Below are 23845 nucleotides of genomic sequence, written 5' to 3'. Positions count from 1 at the left end.
GCTTGTGAAGGACAGATGCATGGAAAGGAGGATATCTGGTCAGAAGAGGAGGATATAGAGGCTCCTTTGTGTACTCAAAAAACGGGAGGTCGTTCTCTCCGTACCCATGACCTGTTTTTTGCATCAGAGGATGAAGGGCGTGACTTTCAGTCCGTGCTGCAGGAGATACAGGCGTATCTTTCCAAAGAATACAGTAATCTGGTAACCGGAGATGGAAACGAAGAAATAAAAGCACAGATCCGCCGATTTGCCGGGAAGTATATTCAGGATAACCGTATACAAGTACCGGGAAAAACCACGGATGAGCTGATTGATGCGATTTATTCAGAAATGGCAGAGTTCGGTTTTCTCACAAAGTACATCTACGGGGAAGAAATCGAGGAGATCGATGTAAATGCCTGGGATGATGTGGAGGTCCAGTATTCTGGTGGAGTGACAGAAAAATTGAAAGAGCATTTTGAAAGCCCCGAACATGCCATCAATGTCATTCGGCGTATGTTGCATGTGTCTGGGATGGTGCTGGATGATGCGAGTCCAAGCGTTCTGGGACATTTAAGTAAAAATATCCGTATTGCTGTACTGAAGACACCTCTTGTTGATGAGGATGTCGGGGTGGCAGCCTCGATCCGAATTGTGAATCCCCAGAGCATGAAGAAACAGGACTTTATAAAGGGAGGAACGGCAACCAGTCAGATGCTGGATTTTTTATCGGAGTGCATCCGGTATGGAATCTCTGTGTGTGTGGCGGGAGCCACAAGCTCCGGAAAAACCACACTGTTAGGCTGGCTTCTGACCACAATTCCGGACGGTAAGCGTATTTACAGTATTGAGAATGGTTCAAGGGAGCTGGCGCTGGTACGCAGAAAGGATGGGAGGGTAGTCAATTCCGTGATTCATACCTTGACCCGTGACAGCGAGAATGAGAGGCAGAGAGTAGATCAGATTGCACTCCTTGATATGGCGCTACGCTTTAATCCGGACATTATTGTGGTAGGAGAAATGCGTGGACCAGAAGCGAATGCGGCACAGGAGGCTGCCAGAACCGGTGTTGCGGTTGTGACAACCATCCATTCCATGAGTTGTGAGGCAACTTACCGCCGCATGGTTTCCCTGTGTAAACGTGCTGTGGATATGAGTGATGAGACTTTGATGGGATTTGTAACGGAAGCCTATCCGATCATCGCTTTCTGCAAACAGCTGGAAAACAAGGAACGCCGTTTAATGGAAATCATGGAGTGTGAGATTCTGGCAGATGGAACCAGACGATACCGTCCACTGTTTCAATATCAGATTACGGAAAACAGGGTGGAGGATGGAAAGTTTGTAATTGTGGGGCACCATAGACAAATTAACCCAATCTCGGACAGTCTGGCAAGACGGCTGATGGAGAATGGAATGCCGCAGGAAACGCTGGCAGGACTTTTGAATGTAAAAAAGGATAGAGAGGAGGAGAATGAATGACGGCGATTCAGCTATTGGCGTGTGTGGGAATGATCGTGGGTGTATTTTTACTGCTGGGAATGAAGCCAGTGGAGTTTACGGACAGCCTGTTTGGATTTCTATTGAATCCAAAACGAAGTCTGCGGGAAGACATCAGGGAATCATCAGGAAGAAAAAAATCAGGGATTTTGCGCAGGGAACTGGAGGAAGCACAGAACATCCTTCAAATGACGGGCAGGGGGAACCGGTTTTCCATCATCTGCGCAGTTGCTCTGGCACTGTTTTGCGCTGGGGGATCCATTGCTATTTTGTTGGGGAATTTTTTCCTGGCTCCGGTGATGGCAGTGGGTTTTTTATTTCTACCATTCTGGTATGTGAAACTGACTGCCAATCATTATAAAAGGGATGTGTCTGCAGAACTGGAAACGGCGCTTTCGGTCATTACCACAGCATATCTGAGGACAGAAGATATTGTGACGGCGGTGGAGGAGAATATAGCATATTTAAATCCTCCAGTGTCCAGAGTATTTCAGGATTTTCTCATCCAGATTAAAATGGTAAATCCGGATGTTCAGGCCTCCCTTCGGATTTTGCGGGGAAGGATTGATAATGAGGTGTTTCGGGAGTGGTGCGATGCAGTTAGTGACTGCCAGCATGACCGGAGCTTAAAGACTACACTGCCGCCCATCGTATCAAAGCTGTCAGATATGCGGAATGTGAACGCAGAACTGGAATACATGATCGCAGAACCAAGAAAAGAGTTTATGATCATGGTTGTGTTTGTAGTAGGCAATATTCCTCTTATGTATCTACTGAATCAGGACTGGTATGATGTACTGATGCATACGGTACTGGGACAGTGTATTCTGGCTGCCACTGCGGCGGCTATTTTTATATCCGCTGGCTTTGTAGTGAAACTGACCCGTCCCATTGAATACAGGAGGTAGCTATGGAAGGCTTGTTATTTTTATTCGGGCTGTTTTTAGCTCTGGGACTTTTCTTTTTAACTGCGTCTGTTCTAAAGTTACCTACCATGGGTGCGGCGAAGGCCATGCTGGGTACGGTAAAACAGGAGCGGAAAGCGGCAAAGACATTGGAGACTTATTTTATGATCCTAGCAGTGCGACTGTCTGGTTTCATCCGGATGGATGCATATAAGAGAAGCAGGATGCAGAATGTGTTAAAAGCCAGTGGAATGAATATGACCCCGGAAGTGTATCAGGCGTATGCTCTGGTAAAATCAGGCGCAGTACTTTTGGGGGCGATTCCCTGCATGTTCCTTTTTCCGCTACTGGTTCCTGTCGTGGTTGTGCTGGCATTACTTCTTTACTTTAAGGAAAATCAGAAAGCGGATGAAACCTTAAAGGCAAAGCGGGAAGAGATAGAGGGGGAGCTTCCGAGAATGGTGGCGACTATGGAACAGGAACTGAAAGCAAGCCGTAATGTGATCGGTATGTTGGAGCGGTTCAAGGGGAATGCGGGACCAGCGCTGACTGGAGAGTTAGATATTCTTCTGGCGGATATGCGTTCCTCCAATTATGAAGCGGCGCTGACACGATTTGAGGCAAGACTGAACTCGCCCATGCTGTCCGATGTGGTACGTGGATTGATTGGTGTCCTTCGAGGGGATGACAGCACAGTGTATTTTCAGATGCTGGCTCATGATTTTAAGCAGATCGAACTGCAGAGATTAAAAGCACAGGCACAGAAAATCCCTCCCAAGATCCGTGTTTTTTCCTTTGTCATGCTGGTATGTTTTCTGCTGACTTATTTGGCGATTATCTGCTATGTGGCATTGGAGAGCCTTGGAGGAATGTTTTAGACAGGAAGGAGGAGAGGATGAGGAGTCATCGTTTATGGAGAGCGCTGTCAGAAAGACGGGGCGAAGGATATGTGGATGTGATTGTGCTGGTTTTGTGTGCGGTCATGGTGCTTGCCCTTGCCATGCGTGTGCTTCCGGTTTTTATTCAGAAACAGCAGCTGGATACCTTCGCTACAGAACTGGTGCGTGAAGCAGAGGTAAGCGGGCGCGTAGGTGCAGAGACAAGCCGCCGTGCCGCTGTGCTGTCGGAAAAAACAGGGCTTCATCCGGACATTTTATGGTCCAGTCATGGAAGAATCCAGTTAAATGAAGAGGTTACCGTTATCCTGACGATGGATACAAATATCGGTCTGTTTGGCGAGTTTGCTTCTTTTCCGGTTACGCTTCGCGCACAGGCAGCTGGAAAATCAGAAGTTTACTGGAAATGAGGTGGAGGGATTGCGGAAACGGATGAAAGAGATACTGAGAGACAGGCGAGCCTCCTCATTTCCCATGACCATTGGGATTGTTCTTTCGCTGATTATTCTGATGTGTGGGATTAGTGAGTATTTCCGGCTTCAAGTCATTGCGGCAGGTGTGCGGGAAGCCGTGGAGGATGCTGTCATTTCCACAGTCAATGATAATTATGCAGGTGTGTATCATGGAGTCAGGGAGGGATATTCTGGCAGCTATGTTCCCTTTGGAGAGGGAAGCTGGGAAGAAGATCTGAATGAAGGGGACATTTATGATTATCTGGATGAAACCATAGGGACCCAATTGTCTGGCGGCAGACATGTAAAGTATGCGGATACTGGAACTGCAATGGAGTTTGCCATAGATAGCCTGCAAGTGACGCTTCGGAATGCACCTCTGGCCCCATCGGATCCAGCCCATGCGCAGCGGTTTGAGGCAGATGCCATTGTTAGACTGGAGGTTCCAGTTCGGTTTGGCGGCCGGATTCTTCCATCCATGTGGATCACATTGAAGGTACAGGCTGGATATACAGAGGTGTTCTAGGGAATGACCTGGACTTTGAGAGGATTGTATAGTATGTTGTGCATAACAAAACAGAAAACAGGATAAAGGAGGAGCAGAATCATGAAACTGACAGAGAAGATGAAAAAGAATCTGGCAATTTTGGGCGGCGTGCTCATAGGAATCGGCCTGATCGCTGCCATTGGAATGCAGTTTGGTCCGAAACCGTCCGGTGAAGATGTTCTGCCAGGAACAGGGGAGACGGAAACAGAATTGATTGTAGATCCTGGAGATTTTGAAAAGAAGGAAGAGGAAAGTAAAGTAGTATCCAGAGAAGAAGAGAGCCTTGTGATTCATCCAGGAATCGGAGAAAATCAGGAAACAGACACTCAGGCGGTGGACAGCCGGTCGCCACAGACTGATCAGACAACGCAGAGTATCCAACCAAAACCAACTAAACCAGAACCGCCAAGCAAGGAGATCCTGACAGATCCAACACAAAAACCAGATGGTACAAAGCAGGATACCCCTCCGGTTCCCGTGGATCATGAAGCGGTAGAAAAACCGTCCGAACCGGTAGCAGATCCGGAACAGCCGCAGGCAGGAGATACTTCCGGGAACCAGATCTATGTTCCAGGATTCGGCTGGGTAGAAAACCATGGAGGAGGAGGCTCTGGAACTGCAGCAGAAGATATGTATGAAAACGGGAATAAGATTGGCATTATGGATTAAGACAGAAAGAAGAAGCACCACATCAATGTGGTGTTTTTTCTTTTCCCAGATACCAGGGAAGGAAACAAGGCTTCCTGTGGTTGGAAAGGAGGATACTTGAAACAGAAGAAATGTGTGTTTTTCATAGTCTCAATCGTACTGTCTTTGATACTCTCCATCCAGGTTTATGCAGTAGGGGACGGAAATCTTGATGGGGGCGGCGGAAGTATGGGACAGGGGACCAGTCAGAATTCCTGGTCACCGGGAAATGAAGGGGTGCGGGTTACTGTCATTCGGGCAGAGAGCCATGATCCGGTAACAAGACCGATTGACTTAACAAACAAGCATCCGAATATTGCCTACTCCTTTGGGAAAGTCAGTAAAATGTCTTATACCAGAGGAAGTGCTTTGATGATTGATACCAATCCATATGAGTATGTAAATCCGGCACAGTCTCTACCCAGAATCATCAGCTCGAAAAGCTTGGGGCAAGCCAATATTGAGCAGATCAAAAGCTATTTTACAGATGAACAGGTGGTGCGCAGCATTGCCGGACTAACCGGAATGGACTTTGATACACTGGTGGGAGGAGAGTACCGGCTTTTATTGGAGCCAATCAGTTTTCTAAAATTTCAGGGAACTCTGATTGCGGTCACGGCAACAGAGGCAGCACTCTATGATGAGATGTTAAGCGGAGGGCTTCGAGCTGTTCTTCCAACCGTGGCATTTCAGAACCTGCCGCTGTCCATGTTTTTGGAAACACCGGATCTGGGATATCCGGCCTGGGGAGGTCCGACATCGGGAGTCCGTTCCAACAGTGAAATAAAGAGTTCCTTGGGTCTTGGTATTGTACGGTTCCGGGATGTGCCTCCAGAAGAACCGGAAATCACGACCTATGATTATGAATATCGGACGAATACGGAAGTGATTACGGCAGTAGAGGTAAGCGGCGGGCAGAGTGATCCGGATCATCCGGTATCCGTAACATTTTCTGTAGGAGGAAGAAGCTATGAGGTAGGGGAGGTATATTATCCATCCGGCGACAGCCAGTTGGCTTGGATCCGTTGGACAACACCGGAAGAACCCCAGGCCATGACGATGACCGTCCGTGTGCGAGGTGGAGGAGGAACCAGTAAAGGGACTCTTCATATCAATGTCGTGGATCTGGATGAAAATCCACCGCCAGATCCCAATGCGGATGACCGGAATGACGGATTTACAAGGCCTGTGATTCCTTCTAATGCAGAAGTAACCTCCGCATCCTGGAGCGTGTGGAGACCATGGTGGCAGGAACATTGGGTATGGCACAGCGGAGATGAGGATGATGACGGGTACTGGTGTGACCATGGCTGGTGGGAGTTTGACCTGGATCGATACTCCGCAAGCCTGACTGCAGATATGAGAATTACAACCGATGAAAAGTCTCCTACCGCTACGGGAAGGACGATGAAATCCGGTTATGGATTCCAAGAGAAGGTAACGACACATGTCAGCACCAATCAGAGTTCTGCAGTGACATCTGCGCAGAATGCGGTGACTTATTTTCCGGAATTTCAGTATGAGAGGTTTTGGAGGCTTTTGGAACGGATGAATGGCGGCTATGATATGACCCATGAGTTTAAGAAAAATGGTTACAGTACCTATGAGAGGAGAACGCATTTTACACCAATTTGGTATCCGGATGGAAGTTATACGCCATATACTTGGCTGCTGGATTGCTGGACACCGGCTGGAATGCTCTCCATGAATCTGAATGATTCTATTATCATTGATGGGAACTTGTGGAGTGACTGGCATATCGCACCACAGAAACCAGAGTAGGAGGAAGTATGTCATATCAACAGACGGAGAAACCAAGGGGATTTTTGTATCATTACACAACCCGTGACCATTTGGAAGATATTCTGAGGGATGGCAGGATACGAAGGATGGGTGATAAGGAATGCTGGTTTTGTACATCTTTAGAGGATACACTGGAATTAATGCAAAAGACGGTGATGATGGAAGGGAAGCCTTACTATGGAGTTGGAGGAGTATTAAGGTATTATCCTGTATTTGTTCCGGAATCCTATGTGATTTTGAGATTGCAGCCACGTTTTCAAAATGGGGAATGGGTTCGGTGGAATCAGGAACTTCCACTAGATGCACCTACTTCTTTGCAGGAGGAGGCAAAGCGGTTTAGCAGTTTAAAAGTTGGCTTTCGGGGAGATCTAAAGTTTCAGGAACATCCGGATATTATCGAATTGGCTCCTCTTCTTGAAAGACAGCAAAGAATGGGGCTGAAACTCACACAATCTTAGTAGAAAGGAAAAATAAATGAGAACAAAGAAAATTTCAGCAGTTATGTGCATGGTATTCGTACTGGTAGTTTTGTTCTGCGTTCCGGTATATGCATCGGGCGATGTAGCCGGTGCGATTGAGGGAACTTGGCAGACGGCATCCCAACAGATTAAAACAGTTGTCGATCATGTTGTATTTCCCGCTATAGATTTGATCCTTGCCGTGTTCTTTTTTGGAAAACTGGGAACGGCATACTTTGATTATCGGAAGCACGGACAGTTTGAATGGGCAGCACCTGCAATTCTGTTTGCCTGTCTGGTATTTACCCTAACTGCACCGCTTTATATCTGGCAGATTCTTGGAATTTAGGAGGTATATCATGGGATGTTGGGGAATTACTGCGTTTGAGTCCGATGCTGGACTGGATGCCATCAGTCTCATACGGAAACATCTTCCGGAACAAGGGGATGTAGAACTCCGGCAGATGCTTGCCTGGCTGAAGGCAGATTCTTGGAATGCCCATCCGGAAGTGTCAGAAGGGGTGTCTCATACAAGCCCAATGGCAGTGGCAGAACTAATTGTAAAATTCCAGGAGAAGGATTTTTCTGCACTGGATGGAATCAGGGGGGATAAGAAGTTTTCCTCCCTGTCTTCTTTTACAGCATCGAAAGAATCCCTTCAGTGGGTAAGGGAATATCTGTCGGAAACTCTTTTTTACAGCCGTAAATGTGCAAAAGAGCAGGAGAAGTCGGGAGTTTTGTGGTGCGGCTGGTTTCAGGAACGGGATTGGAAGCACTGGCAGGCGCATATGGAAAAACTGATTGGAAGGATGGATGAACTGCTTACAAGAGAGGGAGAAACAGTTGCATTATGGACAGGAAGCGTTTGCCAGAAGGTGGAACCGGGAAAAATGGCAGGAAAGAAAGAAGGGGAAGAACGTGAGAACCCACATAGGTCGGAGGAGGAAAGCATGACATTTTTTGAAAGGGAACTAAAAAAAATGTTTGGAACGGGAGCGAGCTTTTCAGAACCAAGGTTTGTTGGGAATTGTTGTTATGGAAGGCTGACGGATCAGATCCGTGTCAAAATCAACTTTCAGACAGGCATGGTTGCGGATCATTATGACCGATTGAAAGTGACCCTTTTGAATCGGAATGAAGGAATGATCGACAGCATGGTTGTGAAATTTAGAGATGTGTGGGGCCTGAAAAACACGACGAACCCTAATTTTCGTGATGGGGTAAATCCCCACATTTGGTCCTATGGAAAAGAGACCAGCTGGTATGTATATCAGCCCGGGAAAGAAGATTATAAAGTACTCAGCGAGGCGATAAAGACTTATTTGGAAGTGTTTCAAGAACCGGAGGAAGCTATGCAAATGGGACAGAAGATGTGTTAAGGGGAGGTGGTTAAAACTTGTTTATCTGGGATTTTGTTGCAGATACGGTTCTGGGACAGATCATTGACTGGCTGTATGGTCAGATTGTTGGATTTCTGGGAGATTTTTTCATGCAGATGGGAAGCATGGGGGCTGAACTGTTTGAAATGAGCTGGGTGCAGTCTGTCGTGCTTCTTTTTTCTTATCTGGCATGGGCACTTTATGTGACGGGAATCGTAGTGGCAGCCTTTGAATGTGGAATTGAATATCAGAATGGCAGGGGCAGCATACGCGACACGGCACTGAACGTAATCAAGGGATTCCTGGCAGCCAGCCTGTTTACTACTGTTCCAGTGGAACTGTATAAACTCAGTGTTTCCCTTCAGGGAAGTTTTACAGCTGGTATTACAGGATTGGGAGAAGATATTGGGACAGTTGCGGCAGGGATTGTGCAGTCTCTTCAGGATGCCGCCACCTGGCAGGAGGCTGCCGCATCAGGTGTTTTTGGTGGAATCGGAATGATTAGTAGCCCGATTTTTATGATTTTTCTCCTGATTCTCATGGGTTATGCGGTAATCAAAGTGTTCTTTGCGAACTTAAAACGGGGCGGGATCCTGCTGATTCAGATTGCAGTAGGGAGCCTTTATTTATTCAGTGTGCCAAGGGGATATATTGATGGATTTGTTGGCTGGTGCAAGCAGGTAATCGGTCTGTGCCTGACCGCATTTTTACAGGCGACGGTCCTGATCGCAGGTCTGATGGTCGTTAAGGATCAGGCACTGCTTGGTCTGGGGCTTATGTTATCGGCAGGTGAGATTCCGCGGATTGCGGGGCAGTTTGGGTTGGAAACAGGAACCAAAGCAAATGTGATGGGAGCAGTCTATGCAGCGCAGGGAGCTATGAACCTAACAAGGACGGTTGTGCAAGTGGTTTCCAAGTAGAGAGGACGGTGAAGGATGGAACACAACAAACTGGTGTATATTGCATCTCCGTATTCTGGAGATGTTGAGCGGAATGTAGCATTTGCAAAGGCAGCCTGTCGTTATGCCATGAACCAGGGGGTTACGCCAATTGCCTCTCATCTGCTATATCCGCAGATGCTGGATGATGGAGTCCCAGAAGAGAGAAAGCTGGGAACAGATATGGGGCTTCGGATTTTGAAGGTTTGTGAGGAAATCTGGGCGTGTGGAAGTGAACTGTCTTCAGGAATGGAGCAGGAAATCCGTGCAGCAAGGCAGCTCCGGATTCCGCTTAGACGGGTCAGCGAACAGGAAATTGGATGGGAACTGTGTGAAGTACCGATACAAAAGGGAATGGAGATGGGCGGATGATGACACTGGGGAGCCTATTTGATGGGATTGGAGGATTCCCTCTGGCGGCAGTTCACTGTGGAGGTGTGCCGGTATGGGCCAGTGAGATAGAACCGTTTCCCATGAGGGTAACCAAACTCCGGTTTCCAGATATGATCCATGTAGGGGACATTACAAAACTGGATGGAGCAAAATTGCCGCCTGTGGATGTAATCTGTGGAGGCAGCCCCTGTCAGGATTTGTCAGTAGCCGGATTACGGAAAGGATTGGCAGGGGAGCGCTCCGGCCTGTTTATGGACCAGGTACGCATAGTAAAGGAGATGAGAGCAGAGGATGAAAGACGAGGGGTATCAGATGACTTTATTCGACCTCGATACCTCGTTTGGGAAAATGTCCCTGGAGCATTCAGCTCCGCAAATGGAGAAGATTTCCGGGCGGTCATCGAGGAGATTGTCCATATCAAGGACAGTACCTGTCATGTGCCTCGACCTGACACCGGGCGCTGGGAATCTGCTGGGGCTGCCATTTTGGGAGATCAATTCAGCTTGGCTTGGAGAGTCTTGGATGCTCAATACTGGGGAGTCGCCCAGCGCCGCCGTAGAATCTTCCTTGTCGCAGATTTTGGAGGACTCACCGCACCAAAGATATTATTTGAGCAGGAACGCCTGCTTAGGGATCCTGCGGAGGGCCAAGGTCAGGGGAAAGGAGTTACCACCGCAGCTGGAAACAGCTCTGCGGATTCAGGCGGGAGTAGAGTAGCAGAGGAAAAACAGGTGGATATTTTTGCGTTCCATATTAATCAGAGGGAAGAAACGATCAACCTCAACGGAATATCCGGAGCTTTGATGGCAACGACCAATATGCAGATGCAGACCTTTGTGGCAGAGGGGATGAGGAAGTTTGAAAGTGCAGAAAAAAAAGAAGAGTGTCTGTGCCTCAATGACCAAGGAGGAGAGCGTATGGATGTTTCGGTCGATATAACAGCAACCCTGCGGGCAGGGATGAGTGGTCATCCGCCTCTGGTGATGGGCATCCAGCAGGGGAGTGCTGGGACAGAGAAAATTCCGGATCCAGCTCTTACAGAGGAGGCAGAAACCGGCGGGAACAATCAGCAGATTCTGTTTGAGAATCACGGGATTGATGCCAGATATACAGGTCCGCATGAGGTGGCCCCTACCATGTCAGCCCGGTATGGAACAGGAGGAAACAATGTCCCACTGGTCTCAGATATGCCGGAGAGTTATTGTATTGCCGGAAATATCATTGATCGGGAAGTACAAAATGGAGGAAATGGTCTGGGATGCCAGCCGGATATTTCCTATACTCTTACTAGTGCAGACCGTCATGCAGTGTTCAGCCGCCAAAGAAGTGATGAATTTCTGCAAAATCGGGTAACAGCGACTCAGAGTGCCAGACAGCATAAGGATGCTACGGATTTGGTGTGTGAGCCGTATCAGAATACGGTAGGAACCATTGGATATACAGATCATAAGGGGATCAATAATCAATATGTCAGCGAAGATAAATGTATTGTTGAGAACCGGAAATTGATCCGGAGGCTGACGCCTTTGGAGTGTGAACGGTTGCAGGGTTTTCCGGATCACTGGACAGATATCCCTGGTGCCTCGGACAGTGCCCGTTACAAAGCTCTTGGAAATAGCGTAGCGATACCGTGTGTGGATTTTGTTCTCCGTGGTATCGCTTATTTTTTGCGGAAGATGAAGGAGGAGAAAGAACCATAAGATTGGTAGTTCTGCTTCCGTTTTCAGGCAATCTTTGTTGGGTATCGTCATAGCTATCTCATCTCTTTATGGATATACTTGGCTTGTAAAAACGAGGAAAGGAGAGTCAAATGGAAGAGCGTAAGAAAAATTTATGCGCCATGATTCCAGAATCCCTGCATAAGAAAGTGAGGGAAGAACAGGAAGAATGGGGAATCAAGCTGAACGAGTATATGGAACGGATTCTAAAAGACCACTTTGAGAAGGGAGAAAGAGAGATGGCAAACGGAATCAGGACACTGGCATTTCAGGTATCAGAGGAGTTTTTTCAGAGGTTAAAAAAATACCTCAAAAAGACAGGACAGAGCCAGAAAGAATTTGTGATCTGACTGATTGAAGATGTACTTTCGCAGGAAGAACATGTAGTATCTGGAGAGATGCAGGAGACAGAGGGAAAGGCAGAACTTGAGGAAACTGAATAAGAGGAAGGATCGAACATACCGCCGGCAGAGCTTCATCATGCCGGCGGTTATTATTTGGAGGTGATCGGTTGTATATTTATCCGGACCATTTGAAATCAAAAGCAACACTTTGGTTATGGCAGCTTCGGGACATTGGGATTCTTGGTATTTGCGGATTGGTCTCCATTTTAGTAGCTACGCAGGCGGGATTTATGTTCCCTTGTGTTCTGACAGGGGTATATGGATTTCTGACGATCCGATTTGAAGATACCAGCATTCTGGATTTTGTCCGGTATGCCTGTGCGTATTTTTTTATGCGTCAGCAATTTTTTGAGTGGAGGTATGAATGAGCAGGGAGAAAAGAAAAGCGAAAAAAGAGGCAGAGAAGCGCCTCTCCACACGGCAGTTCATTGGTGCAAAGGAGATTACAGACTACAGTCTGGTGACCTACGGACAGGGGGAGCTGGTGTATTTTATTGTAAAACCAACGAATATTTCTGTTTTGTCCGAATCTAGTGTCGGGGCAAGAATCTATGCTCTTATGACTGTGCTAAAAGGAGTGGCAGAGATTGAGATGCTGTGTCTAAACAGCAGGGAAAGCTTTGAAGACAACAAGCGGTTTCTGAAAAGTCAGATGGAGCAGGAAGAGAATCCAGTCATACGCCGTCTTTTGGAACAGGATCAGACCCATCTGGACCGGATTCAGGTGCAGATGGCGACAGCCCGTGAATTTCTGATTATGCTGCGGTTAAAAGATGAAAAGGAATCGGATATTTTTCCGTACCTTTCCAGGATTGAAAAATCCCTGAAGGAACAGAGTTTTTCTGTTAAACGGGCAGATAAAGAGGATATCAAACGTATCCTGGCTGTTTACTATGAGCAGAACGTGACCACAGAGAAGTTTGAAGACTTTGACGGGGAGCGGTGGATCATACCAGAGATTTAGAGTGAGGAGGAGATGACTTGAAAAAAGGAAGAACAGCAGTTGATGACAGGGAAGATAATGTGCGTATCCAGGAATTTCTGGATATGATCGCCCCGTCTGTCATTAAATTTGAAACAGATCATTTTATTTGTGGTAACACCTATCGTTGTGTCTGGGCACTGCGGGAGTACCCGACTGCTACGGAAGAGCAGGCAATTCTCTCCCATTTAGGGGAGAAAGACGGTGTAACCTTGCGGATCTATACTCGTCATGTGACACCCGTTGAGGAGCGGAAGATCATCAGCAATGCAGCCAACAAAAACCGGATGGATCGGAGCAATACCAGTGATTTACAGCAGACCGTTCTGGCTGAAAGTAATTTACAAGATGTAACTACCATCGTAGCCCAGATGCACCGCAACCGAGAACCCCTCCTCCATACGGCAGTATATCTGGAGTTGTGTGCCCATGATCTGGAGCATTTGAAGCTTCTTCAGACAGAAGTACTAACGGAACTGATCCGGTCAAAATTGAATGTAGACCGACTGATCCTCCGTCAGCAGCAGGGGTTCCGGTGTGTAATGCCAAGCGGTTATAACCTGTTTAAGGATCAGTTTGAGAGAGTGCTTCCGGCCAGCAGTGTGGCGAATCTGTATCCCTTTAACTATTCAGGAAAGACGGATCCTCACGGGTTCTATATTGGGAGAGATAAATTTGGGAGTAATGTACTGGTGGATTTTAACCGGAGAGCAGATGATAAGACGAATGCCAATATCCTGATTCTGGGAAACAGCGGACAGGGAAAAAGCTATCTGCTTAAATTGCTGCTGACGAATTTAAGGGAGTCCGGAATGCATATCTGCGCTCTGGATCCGGAAATGGAGTATGAAGATCTGACCAATAATCTGGGAGGGTGTTTTATCGACTTAATGAGCGGGGAGTTCATTATCAACCCTCTGGAACCGAAAACCTGGGACGAAGCGGGAAGCCCGGAGGATCTGGATGCACCTCAGACCTTTCGCATCCGATCCAGATTATCCCAGCATATCAGTTTCTTAAAGGACTTTTTCCGAAGCTACAAGGATTTTTCCGACAGGGAAATTGATGTGATTGAGATCATGCTGCAGAAGTTATATACCAGATGGGGGATTACAGACGAAAGTGATTTTGAATGCCTGGTTGCGGAGGATTACCCGGTTCTCTCCGATCTTTATGCGTTCATTGAGGAAGAATATCAGGGATTTGACGAAAACAGAAGACAGCTTTATACAGCAGAAATGCTTCAGAGTATTCTTCTTGGGCTGAATTCTATGTGTGTGGGAGCTGAGAGCAAGTTCTTTAATGGACATACCAATATCACCGATGATGGCTTCATTACTTTTGGGGTAAAAGGACTGTTACAGGCCAGCAGGAGCCTTAAAAATGCATTGCTTTTTAATGTGCTTTCGTTTATGAGCGATGTTCTTTTGACACAAGGCAATACGGCAGCCAGCCTGGATGAGTTTTATCTGTTCCTTTCCAACCTGACTGCAGTAGAGTATGTTAGAAATTTTATGAAGCGTGTGCGAAAAAAAGATTCTGCAGTTATCATAGCAAGCCAGAACCTAGAGGATTTTAATCTGGATGGCGTGAGAGAGTATACCAAGCCGCTGTTTTCCATCCCGACGCATCAGTTTCTGTTCAATGCGGGGAGCATTGATGCCAAGTTTTATACGGATACCCTGCAGCTGGAGGATAGTGAGTATAACCTGATCCGGTATCCACAAAGGGGAGTTTGCCTGTATAAATGTGGAAATGAGCGGTATAACTTAATGGTAAATGCCCCGGAACACAAAGCCAGACTGTTCGGAAAGGCAGGAGGACGTTAAAAGGGGAGACTATGAATGGAGTTAAAGGAGCAGAAATTTGGCATTGAGATTGAGATGACCGGCATTACCCGTGCGAAAGCGGCTGAGGTAACGGCAGAGTATTTTGGAACTAGAGTCAAATATCTGGGAACCTATTACGATACCTATGCAGCCATTGACACGGAGGGGCGGCAGTGGAAATTTATGAGCGATAGCAGTATTCACGCAGAACGGAAGGTAAATGGAAGCAGGGTAAATGCTGATGTGGAATACCGGACAGAGATGGTAAGTCCAATCTGCCGCTATGAAGACATTGTTACCATTCAGGAAATTATTCGGAAACTGAAAGAGCATGGTGCCCTGACAAACAAGAGCTGCGGAATCCATGTGCATATCAATGCAGAGCCGTTTGATGCCAGAACTCTCCGTAATATCACCAATATCATGGCATCCAAGGAAGACTTGATCTATAAAGCGCTTGGAGTGTCTGTGGAAAGGCAGCATCGTTGGTGTCAGCCGGTGGATACACGATTTTTGGATGAGTTAAACCGGAGAAAACCTAGAAGTATGGAAGCTGTAGAGCGGATCTGGTACAACGGAGAGAGCCGGAGGGATGCGCATTATGATGATAGCCGCTATCATTGTCTGAACCTTCATTCTGTTTTTCAGAAAGGAACTGTGGAATTTCGTCTGTTCAATGGGACGCTTCATGCAGGCAAGATTAAGGCCTATATCCAGTTTTGTCTGGCGATTGGCGCCCAAGCGCTGAATCAGTCCTGTGCCAGCAGAAGAAAAACTCAGACCAGCAATGAGAAGTATACATTCCGCACTTGGCTTTTACGGCTAGGATTAAATGGAGAAGAATTCGCCACAGCTCGTCAGCATCTGCTGGCAAATCTGCCGGGCTGTATTGCCTGGAAGGATCCGGCTCAGGCGGAAGCACAAAAGGAAAGAATGCGACAGAAGCGGGAGAAGGAATTGGCAGAACGGATCCAGAGACAGGAAATCATTCATCCAATTGAGGAATTAGAATCAGCTGGGGAAGCACAGGAATCCTCGGCTTTTTGTATGCGAATGTGACAGGAGGAAGCAAATTGAAAGGAAAACAAAGACTTTATATTGCCTATGGGAGCAATCTGAATCTGGAGCAGATGGCATTTCGTTGTCCGACTGCGAAGGTAGTAGGAAAGAGTGAGTTAAAAGATTATGAACTGTTATTTCGGGGAGGCCGCAGGGGAGCTGTGGCAACCGTAGAACCTAAAGCAGGGAGTACTGTGCCGGTGCTGATCTGGGAGATCCAAAACAGAGATGAGGCATCGCTGGATCTTTATGAAGGGTATCCCAATTTGTATGGGAAGCAGATGCTGGAGGTTGAACTGGATGGAAAAACTGTTCCGGCCATGGTTTATGTGATGACACCAGGGCATTCATTTGGAATTCCCTCTGACCATTATGCCAATGTAATCTGGCAAGGGTACGAAACGGCAGGGTTTGAAACCCAGTTTCTGGAGGACGCAATCGAACATGCTTATCAGCTTGTACAGAAACAGGAAAGAGAGGGATGCTTCTATCAGCAGAGCCTGTTTCATATGGGGGGCTATGATGGAATGAAATAAATCCTGATGCGTCAGATGAATATCTCGATAAAAAGTGTGGAAGGAGTGATTTTATGGCCGTCTCAGCTGCCGCTGTGACAGCAAAACTGGTAGCGCTTACCCTCTCTGACCGGAATGGGCGGACTGTGTTTTTTTCTGTTATTGCAGCATTAGTAACCCCTGTTATTTTAATTGTCACCATGATCCTGTGCACGCTTTCTGGGACTGCAGACCATAACATTTCTGCTGTCCAGAAGTCCTTTCATGGGGGGTATTTGTCCTCAAAGGTGCCAGCAGAGTATCGGATGTACATCGAAAATATGCAGGACAGTTTTGAAAAACTGGATGGGGTGTTAAATGAAATCAATGGTATGGCAGAAGCCGAAGAAGTAGATCCCTACCAGGTAAAAGCGATTTTTTATGCCCTGTTTTTTGGTAAGGAGCACCCTCGGATGGATGAGGGGGACTACCGGGCATTCGCAGATTGTTTTGTAGAGTATGAGGAGAGAGAGGATGAAGAGGGAGAAACCTATACGGTTGCAATTCCAATCCAAAGCCTGAATATGGTCTATGGAAATCTTGCTGCAGAATTAAACCAGGAGGTTTCTCTGGAAGATAAAACGAATGTACAGCGCATCTATATGCTGGCAAAATACGGTGTGAGTGTACCGGGTGGAAATGGTCTTCCTCCCGGACAGGCTATGGGAGATGGGAGTTTTTCCGCGCTGATGGCAGAGGCAACCCGTTATATTGGTTATCCCTATGTATGGGGCGGTAGTTCTCCAGATACCAGTTTCGACTGCAGTGGATATATCTGTTGGGTCTACACGAGATCCGGGGTGTATCATCTTTCTAGAACAACAGCTCAGGGGATTTATGACCAGTGTGCGATTGTGTCAAGAGAGGAAGCTAGACCCGGAGATCTGGTGTTTTTTACGGGAACTTATGCATCTGCAGGGGCGGTCAGCCATGTGGGGATTTATGTTGGAGGCTCTAGGATGCTGCATTGTGGTTCGGTGCGTCCAGATAGGACGGAAGTAGAAGTAGACGAAAGGAGGGCAGCTTGAAGGTACTACCCCGTAAGATAACGCGGGAATCCACCTGACTAACCGAAAAGCGAAAGCTGGCACGGGACAATAGCACGTCAGGAAAGCGGTAAGTCACCTAAAGGCAATCGGGTGCGACTGAACTGCGAGGATAAGTGAATATGAGGATAAATCTGGGTTTGAATCTTGTGAGTTCCCAGCCCCTGTTCAGTGTGGGCATAGGAAATTTGCCTGAAACCTATGGTGCAAACAGGGCCAGAAAGGGGAGCCTTCTGACCTGTTATCAGAATACCGGAAAGGGTTGCCTTCCGGTAGGTTATCAAAGAAATGCACGGCGCGCCGGAGAACCGGTGTCAACGGAACGAAAGCATATCCGACAATTCACACTCACCTACTACTTCCGTTAACTGGAGATTGCCTAAACCAGAGCGCCCATAAGGGCTATGTGGCAGACACTGAAAATCTGGCATGGCAACGGAGCTTCCATAGTAGTCTGAGAACCCTGAATTGACAGGGAAAGCCGTAAATCGGATGCGGGAAAGCCGCTCACATGGCGAAGGGAAGCAGTCTGAGCGTATTAAAATCGAAAATTGATTAGGGAGGAAAACCTCATTGAAACCAACAATGGAGATTTTAACTAAGTTACAAGAAAACTCAAAGAAACACCATGATGAAGTATTCACAAGGCTTTATCGCTACCTGCTCCGGCCAGATATTTACTCTATTGCCTACCAGCACCTCTACTCCAATGAGGGGGCTGGGACAAAAGGCGTGGATGAAGATACGGCGGACGGATTCAGCGAGGAGTATGTGGAGCGTATTATTGAAGCATTGAGAACGGAGACATACCGCCCGAAACCTGTCCGGCGCAGCTATATCCAGAAATCGAATGGAAAAATGCGCCCATTAGGTCTGCCTACTTTCACGGACAAGTTGGTTCAGGAAGTCATGCGAATGATTTTGGAGGCGGTCTATGAACCTGTTTTCTCGAATTACTCTCACGGATTTCGCCCCGGCAGAAGCTGTCACACGGCACTGGCCCAGCTCAAGCATGAGTTTATCGGTGCAAGCTGGTTCGTTGAGGGCGATATAAAAGGCTGTTTCGACAACATCGACCATACGGTGCTGATTGCTGTTATCGGCAGGAAAATCAAAGACGCCAGATTTCTGAAACTCATACGGCTGTTCTTAAAATCAGGCTACATGGAGGACTGGAAATACTACGGTACTTACAGCGGCTGTCCGCAGGGCGGCATTATTTCGCCAATCCTTGCGAACATCTATCTGAATGAGCTGGACAGCTACATCGAGGAATTGAAAAAGGAGTTTGACGTTAGAACGCCGTACAGAACCACTCCAGCATACCATGCGATTGAGCGAAAGCGGGCAAATTTAAGGAGAAAAATAGACCGGCGTGAAGCTGGCCTGGAACGTGACTTGCTGATTGCGGAGTACAAAAAGCTAACCAGCGAATTGTATAAAACGCCAGCAAAGTTGTGTGATGATAAAAAGCTTAAATATGTTCGCTATGCGGATGATTTTCTGATTGCCGTCAACGGGAGCAAGCAGGATTGCGAATGGATAAAAGCAAAACTCACGGAGTTTATCCAGAACACTCTGAAAATGGAGTTAAGCCAGGAAAAAACGCTGATTACCCATAGCAACACGCCTGCGAGATTTCTCGGTTATGATGTGCGGGTACGCCGTGACCAGCAGATAAAGCCGTGGAAGAAATGCAAACAGCGCACGATGAATAACACCGTGGAGCTACTGATCCCGCTTCAAGATAAGATTGAAAAGTTTCTGCTCTCAAAAGGCATTGTAAAACAGAGAGCCGATAACGGAAAGCTGGAGCCAACCAGCAGACTTTCTTTATTGCGCCACACAGACTTAGAGATTGTGACGGTATTTGACGCGGAACTGCGGGGAATTTGCAACTACTATCACCTCGCCAGCAACTACCGAAGCCTGAACTATTTCAGCTATCTCATGGAATACAGCTGTCTGAAAACACTGTCCGGCAAGCACCGTTGTAAACTGTCCAAAATTTATGACAAGTACCGTGTTGGTGAAAAGCGTTGGGGTATCCCCTACGAAACAAAAGCCGGAAAGAAAATCCGCCGACTCACGAAGTTTAACGAGATTGACGGTAAAAAGTGTGAGGACATTGAACCGAAAGTCATTACGATTGTAGCCAAAGGACGCACTACGATAGATGACCGCCTAAAGGCCAGAGTATGCGAACTATGCGGCAGAACAGACGTAAAACTGGAAATCCATCATGTGAACAAGGTGAAAAATCTGAAAGGAAAAGAAGCCTGGGAGCAAGTGATGATAGCGAAACAGCGCAAAACACTAGCGGTCTGCCATGACTGCCACCAGAAAATACATCATGGTTTCTAAAAGTTATTTTTGTAATGGAGCAAAGATGGCGAGCCGTGTGCATTGAGAGGTGCAAGCACGGTTCTGGGAGGGGTCTGCGCAGACCTGCCGCAGAAATGCGGCAAGGCGGCGCTTTCCTACTCTACCCTATTGGCTATGCGGACCTTACTTCTCCTTACTGGAACAGCCATCTGTATGCTTTTGGAAGGCTGGCAACTATTCCGGAATGAGACAGCTAAAAATGAAATTTGTGCAGATTTGCCTGGACAGTTTATGGATATGTGATATCGACTTTTAGAAAAAAGTTCGGTATTGTGTGTGGCTGAAAGGAGGGAAGTAACCGATGGATGAGATTATGGATCAGTTAAATCAGGTAATCGAAGAACGAGTTCTGGAGTTGAAGAGGAAAAGTGAAGAGGACAAGGTTCCCGCTTATTGCACAGAGACCAAGGAGCATGTCCTCCGCATGGATCGAATTCTCAATAGCCTTTCAGAGGATGACCGACAATGGTTGGACGACCAACTTATGGCTAAAATGGATATACCGGAACAGGAGCGTCTGAGGTATTATAAGGCAGGTCTTGCAGATGCCATTGAACTAATCCATTATTTAAGAACCTGATGAAACGAGATCGGGCGGCTGTGTGAGCAGCCGCCTGATTTGCTTTCTGAAAGAAAAAGGAGATTTGAAATGAGAAATACTACGATCAATGTCAGTTTTAACACAGAAAAATTGGATGCGTTAAAGTTCCATATGGAAAAAAGGGATACCGATCTTCAGGGGGAATTAAATGATACAGTACAGAAACTGTATGAAAAATATGTCCCACAGGCTACCCGTGAATATATTGATGACAAGGTGGCAAGAGAAATATCCGCCAGAGAACGTACCCGGAGAGCTGATCGGACTGCGAGACGGGAGGAGTCCCAGCTGGAAGAATCAGAAATCGTATGATAACCAGAAAAAAGGAAACGGAATCCCCAGTCATCCATGACATCCCCGTGTAGCCCCCTGTGTGCCCCTGTGTCGGGCTTTGGACAGCTAGGTGGCATCGTGGTACCCATACGAGGATTTTAAGCGGTGTTGGGCAAATGTGAGAGAAGGTTATGGAAACAGCAAGAACACGGGGGAATACGGGATTCTTGAGTGGTTGGCTGGGTCGAAACGTGTGCAGGTTAAAGGGGGTATGCTGCTTTTGGCAGCCCACCCCTGGAAAACACCGACCGGCAAAGCCGTTCGGAAAATCTGGTTTGAATACTTTTGGGGAAGGCGGTCGTAAGAATGGTGCTGGATTTTTGAAAGTGGCAGAATTTTGGAGGAAATGAGAGAGATTTTGTGAATACCAGGGTTAGGAGGAAACGATGGGAAGCGAACATACGAAAGTACGTGCGGGAATTTATGTCGAAAAGGAAATCTTAAACCAGGCAGATGGTCTGTTAGAGACAGCCAATGTGCGTTCCCGGAATGAATTTGTAGCAGAAGCGCTTAAATTCTATATAGGGTATCTTCTTGCAGGAAAAGCAGAAAATTATTTTTTGCAGTCGTTGGCTTCTGTGCTTACGGGAACCATTCAGGATAGTGAGAACCGTCTGGCCAGAATGGACTTTAAGATAGCAGTGGAATTGTCCAAGCTCTCACAGGTAATTGCCTACACTCATGATGTGGATGAAGAATCTTTAAACAGGCTGCACGCAAAATGTGTTGATGAAGTGAGGCGGATCAATGGAACTGTGAAGTTTGAAGATGCGTATCATTATCAAAAGCGGGATGTGTAGATATTGTTGGAAAAGAAAAGATGGAAAGAAAATTTATATGTACTTCCCTCTGGTTGTGTGATGAATTTTCAGAAGAGATAAAATATAGATTTGTCCTTTACGATGCAACAGCTCATCGATTATAATATATAAGAAACGAATCGAGGTGTAGAATTTTGAATGAGAGAGAACAAATCATTCAACTATGGTTCAAAATGTGGCTTACACAACAGGATCTTGGTATGGATGACATTTTTGCGGAAGACGTGATTTATACTGAAAGCTGGAGTCCAAAATATAATAACCGTCAAGTTGTAAAACATTGGTTTAATGAATGGAATACACGTGGCAAGGTGATGGAGTGGAAGATCAAGCAGTTCTTTCATAAAGATAACCAGACGGTTGTAGAGTGGTATTTTAAAAATGAAATGAATAATGGGAATATAGAGGAATTTGACGGAATGTCCTTGATTGTATGGACAGCAGATAATAAAATAAAATCATTAAAGGAGTTTGGATGTAACTTAAACAGTTATAATCCTTATGAGGATAGTGATACGCCTAAATTTAGAGATGAAAAGGCGAGTTGGTTTTAATTAGAAACAGAAAAATTATATGTGTTAATCTGGCCGAGGAGGCTTGATTATAAAAGTAAAGATAAAAACGCAACGTATGCAGTGATGCATACCAGAGCCGGTAGGTAGCCCGGCCGTCCTGCATATCAGGGTAAGTAACCTGCCCCTCCGGGTTGTCCATTCTTTGCTCATTTCAATCATTAAGGAGGGATTGCCATGAGTATAAGGACAGGCAAGCTGACAGTGTTTTTTGAGGAACCATTTTGGGTAGGTATTTTTGAGAGAGTTGAAAATGGGAAACTTTCCGTTTCCAAAGTAACATTTGGAACTGAACCAAAGGACTATGAGATTTGGGAGTTTGTGCTAAAGGAATATGATCGTTTGCGATTTAGTCCATCTGTGGAGGTTACTGAAAAGGAACTAACAAAAAACCCAAAGAAGCTCCAGCGTGAAATTCATAAACAAATGTTGGATAGGGGCGTTGGAACAAAATCTCAGCAAGCACTAAAGCTGCAGCAGGAACAAAGGAAACAGCAGCGTAAGTCTAAAAGCCGGGAAGACAAATTGGCAGAAGAGAAAAAAATGTTTGATTTAAAACAAAAAAAGAAAAAAGAGAAACATCGAGGACATTAAGAATGTAATGTATTCTTACACAAAATTTGGTTTGAGGTAAACGATGGCATCAAGCAAAAATTATTTACAATTTATTTTAGAGCAGCTGTCCGAGTTGGATGAAATTACATACCGTGCTATGATGGGAGAATTTATTATTTATTATCGTGGCAAGATTATAGGAGGTATTTATGATGACAGACTGCTTGTAAAACCTACAAAGTCAGCAATTGCCTATATGACAGATTCGGTATATGAAGTACCTTATGAGGGAGCAAAAGAGATGCTGCTGGTAGAGGAGGTTGATCAGAAAGAATTTTTGACAGGACTGTTCCACGCGATGTATGATGAACTGCCGCTGCCCAAATCCAAAAAGAAAAAATAGGTATTGTGAAGGGAAAACAAATAAATGGACAAGGCAATTTTGTATATACATGGTAAAGGTGGAAATCCGAAAGAGGCAGAGTATTATAAAGCGCTCTTTGAAGAATATGATGTAATTGGTTTTGACTATTCCTCACAGTCACCTTGGGAAGCGAAAAAAGAGTTTCCCGGATTGTTTGACAACCTATGCGGAACATATGAAACGGTAACAGTGATTGCGAACAGCATTGGTGCTTTCTTTGCTATGAGTGCTTTGGCAGACAGCAAAATAGAGAAGGCATACTTTATTTCTCCGGTTGTAGACATGGAAAGATTGATTCGGAATATGATGCAGTGGGCGAATGTGACCGAAGATGACTTGCAGAAACAGAAAGAAATCCCGACATCCTTTGGAGAAACACTTTCCTGGGCTTATCTTTGTTATGTGAGGGAGCATCCTGTTACCTGGACTGTTCCAACGCACATTCTGTATGGAGAAAAGGATAACCTGACATCGTATGAAACAATAGCTGAGTTTGCAGATAGAATCGGAGCAACACTTACAGTTATGGAAAACGGGGAGCACTGGTTTCATACGAAAGAGCAGATGGACTTTCTTTCTGACTGGATCAAGCAATGTACATGATATGTTCAAATGTTGAAACTAT

28 protein-coding genes are annotated in these 23845 nt (G+C 46.2%); all 28 read left to right on the top strand.

Features of this window, described 5'->3' with window-relative positions:
* Positions 1–15 precede the first annotated feature (15 nt).
* Positions 16–1461 (top strand): ATPase, T2SS/T4P/T4SS family, encoded by a 1446-nt coding sequence (locus DW677_RS03770; RefSeq protein WP_347465779.1) that lies wholly within the window; start codon positions 16–18, stop codon positions 1459–1461.
* The gene (locus DW677_RS03765; protein ID WP_117471998.1) at positions 1458–2387 is read left to right on the top strand and encodes a hypothetical protein; all 930 of its coding nucleotides are present in this window, start codon (positions 1458–1460) and stop codon (positions 2385–2387) included. The genes DW677_RS03770 and DW677_RS03765 overlap by 4 nt, the downstream gene beginning before the upstream one ends.
* Positions 2388–2389: 2 nt before the next feature.
* Entirely contained in the window at positions 2390–3262 is an 873-nt protein-coding gene (locus DW677_RS03760; protein WP_002593816.1) for a hypothetical protein, read from the top strand.
* A 17-nt stretch (positions 3263–3279) separates the two neighbouring features.
* On the top strand, positions 3280–3690 hold the full coding sequence (locus DW677_RS03755) for a DUF4320 family protein (protein ID WP_117471996.1): 411 nt from the start codon (positions 3280–3282) through the stop codon (positions 3688–3690).
* A 22-nt stretch (positions 3691–3712) separates the two neighbouring features.
* Positions 3713–4258, top strand: a complete 546-nt coding sequence (locus DW677_RS03750; RefSeq protein WP_002593814.1) for a hypothetical protein — start codon at positions 3713–3715, stop codon at positions 4256–4258.
* 81 nt (positions 4259–4339) lie between these two features.
* Positions 4340–4948 carry a DUF6550 family protein gene (locus tag DW677_RS03745; RefSeq protein ID WP_055650603.1) on the top strand — a complete coding sequence of 203 codons (609 nt, stop codon included), beginning with the start codon at positions 4340–4342 and terminating at the stop codon, positions 4946–4948.
* Positions 4949–5044: 96 nt separating this feature from the next.
* Positions 5045–6748 (top strand): hypothetical protein, encoded by a 1704-nt coding sequence (locus tag DW677_RS03740; RefSeq protein WP_117471992.1) that lies wholly within the window; start codon positions 5045–5047, stop codon positions 6746–6748.
* Positions 6749–6756: 8 nt separating this feature from the next.
* On the top strand, positions 6757–7227 hold the full coding sequence (locus DW677_RS03735; protein ID WP_117471990.1) for a hypothetical protein: 471 nt from the start codon (positions 6757–6759) through the stop codon (positions 7225–7227).
* A gap of 16 nt (positions 7228–7243) precedes the next feature.
* Positions 7244–7576, top strand: a complete 333-nt coding sequence (locus DW677_RS03730) for a DUF3852 domain-containing protein (protein WP_008400387.1) — start codon at positions 7244–7246, stop codon at positions 7574–7576.
* A gap of 10 nt (positions 7577–7586) precedes the next feature.
* Positions 7587–8606, top strand: a complete 1020-nt coding sequence (locus DW677_RS03725; protein ID WP_117566509.1) for a DUF4259 domain-containing protein — start codon at positions 7587–7589, stop codon at positions 8604–8606.
* A 17-nt stretch (positions 8607–8623) separates the two neighbouring features.
* Positions 8624–9526, top strand: a complete 903-nt coding sequence (locus DW677_RS03720; RefSeq protein WP_117471984.1) for a conjugal transfer protein TrbL family protein — start codon at positions 8624–8626, stop codon at positions 9524–9526.
* Between the two features lie 15 nt (positions 9527–9541).
* Positions 9542–9916, top strand: a complete 375-nt coding sequence (locus DW677_RS03715; RefSeq protein ID WP_117471981.1) for a DUF4406 domain-containing protein — start codon at positions 9542–9544, stop codon at positions 9914–9916.
* Entirely contained in the window at positions 9913–11637 is a 1725-nt protein-coding gene (gene dcm / locus DW677_RS03710) for a DNA (cytosine-5-)-methyltransferase (RefSeq protein WP_181968293.1), read from the top strand. The genes DW677_RS03715 and dcm overlap by 4 nt, the downstream gene beginning before the upstream one ends.
* Before the next feature lie 110 nt (positions 11638–11747).
* On the top strand, positions 11748–12005 hold the full coding sequence (locus DW677_RS03705; RefSeq protein WP_117471979.1) for a 4-oxalocrotonate tautomerase: 258 nt from the start codon (positions 11748–11750) through the stop codon (positions 12003–12005).
* A gap of 161 nt (positions 12006–12166) precedes the next feature.
* Positions 12167–12427, top strand: coding sequence for a hypothetical protein (locus DW677_RS18645; RefSeq protein WP_117471977.1), 261 nt, complete (start codon positions 12167–12169; stop codon positions 12425–12427).
* On the top strand, positions 12424–13023 hold the full coding sequence (locus DW677_RS03695) for a hypothetical protein (RefSeq protein WP_002593804.1): 600 nt from the start codon (positions 12424–12426) through the stop codon (positions 13021–13023). The genes DW677_RS18645 and DW677_RS03695 overlap by 4 nt, the downstream gene beginning before the upstream one ends.
* 83 nt (positions 13024–13106) lie before the next feature.
* Positions 13107–14870: a DUF87 domain-containing protein gene (locus DW677_RS03690; protein ID WP_242990552.1), complete on the top strand. Its 1764-nt coding sequence runs from the start codon at positions 13107–13109 to the stop codon at positions 14868–14870.
* Positions 14871–14885: 15 nt separating this feature from the next.
* Positions 14886–15929, top strand: coding sequence for an amidoligase family protein (locus DW677_RS03685; RefSeq protein ID WP_117471972.1), 1044 nt, complete (start codon positions 14886–14888; stop codon positions 15927–15929).
* Positions 15930–15943: 14 nt separating this feature from the next.
* Positions 15944–16465: a gamma-glutamylcyclotransferase family protein gene (locus DW677_RS03680; RefSeq protein WP_117471970.1), complete on the top strand. Its 522-nt coding sequence runs from the start codon at positions 15944–15946 to the stop codon at positions 16463–16465.
* A 53-nt stretch (positions 16466–16518) separates the two neighbouring features.
* Entirely contained in the window at positions 16519–17511 is a 993-nt protein-coding gene (locus DW677_RS03675; RefSeq protein WP_117566508.1) for a C40 family peptidase, read from the top strand.
* Between the two features lie 591 nt (positions 17512–18102).
* A complete protein-coding gene (locus tag DW677_RS03665; protein WP_117566506.1) occupies positions 18103–19893 on the top strand; it encodes a reverse transcriptase domain-containing protein in 1791 nt (596 codons plus the stop codon).
* A gap of 322 nt (positions 19894–20215) precedes the next feature.
* Complete coding sequence (locus DW677_RS03655; protein ID WP_002593799.1) at positions 20216–20494, top strand: hypothetical protein; 279 nt, start codon at positions 20216–20218, stop codon at positions 20492–20494.
* 69 nt (positions 20495–20563) lie between these two features.
* Positions 20564–20827 (top strand): DUF6103 family protein, encoded by a 264-nt coding sequence (locus DW677_RS03650; protein WP_055650613.1) that lies wholly within the window; start codon positions 20564–20566, stop codon positions 20825–20827.
* A gap of 407 nt (positions 20828–21234) precedes the next feature.
* Positions 21235–21648 (top strand): hypothetical protein, encoded by a 414-nt coding sequence (locus DW677_RS03645; protein WP_117471965.1) that lies wholly within the window; start codon positions 21235–21237, stop codon positions 21646–21648.
* 155 nt (positions 21649–21803) lie between these two features.
* A complete protein-coding gene (locus DW677_RS03640) occupies positions 21804–22223 on the top strand; it encodes a nuclear transport factor 2 family protein (RefSeq protein WP_117471963.1) in 420 nt (139 codons plus the stop codon).
* A 195-nt stretch (positions 22224–22418) separates the two neighbouring features.
* On the top strand, positions 22419–22835 hold the full coding sequence (locus DW677_RS03635) for a YjdF family protein (RefSeq protein WP_117471961.1): 417 nt from the start codon (positions 22419–22421) through the stop codon (positions 22833–22835).
* A 43-nt stretch (positions 22836–22878) separates the two neighbouring features.
* Positions 22879–23199 (top strand): TfoX/Sxy family protein, encoded by a 321-nt coding sequence (locus tag DW677_RS03630; protein WP_117471959.1) that lies wholly within the window; start codon positions 22879–22881, stop codon positions 23197–23199.
* A gap of 24 nt (positions 23200–23223) precedes the next feature.
* Positions 23224–23823, top strand: coding sequence for an alpha/beta hydrolase (locus tag DW677_RS03625; protein ID WP_117471957.1), 600 nt, complete (start codon positions 23224–23226; stop codon positions 23821–23823).
* Positions 23824–23845 lie beyond the last annotated feature (22 nt).

The sequence above is a fragment of the Clostridium sp. AM25-23AC genome, assembly GCF_003435125.1.
GTDB classification, from domain to species: domain Bacteria; phylum Bacillota; class Clostridia; order Lachnospirales; family Lachnospiraceae; genus Pilosibacter; species Pilosibacter fragilis.
Note: the sequence above shows the minus strand (reverse complement) of the source record. Positions and strands in the feature narration are given on the sequence as shown.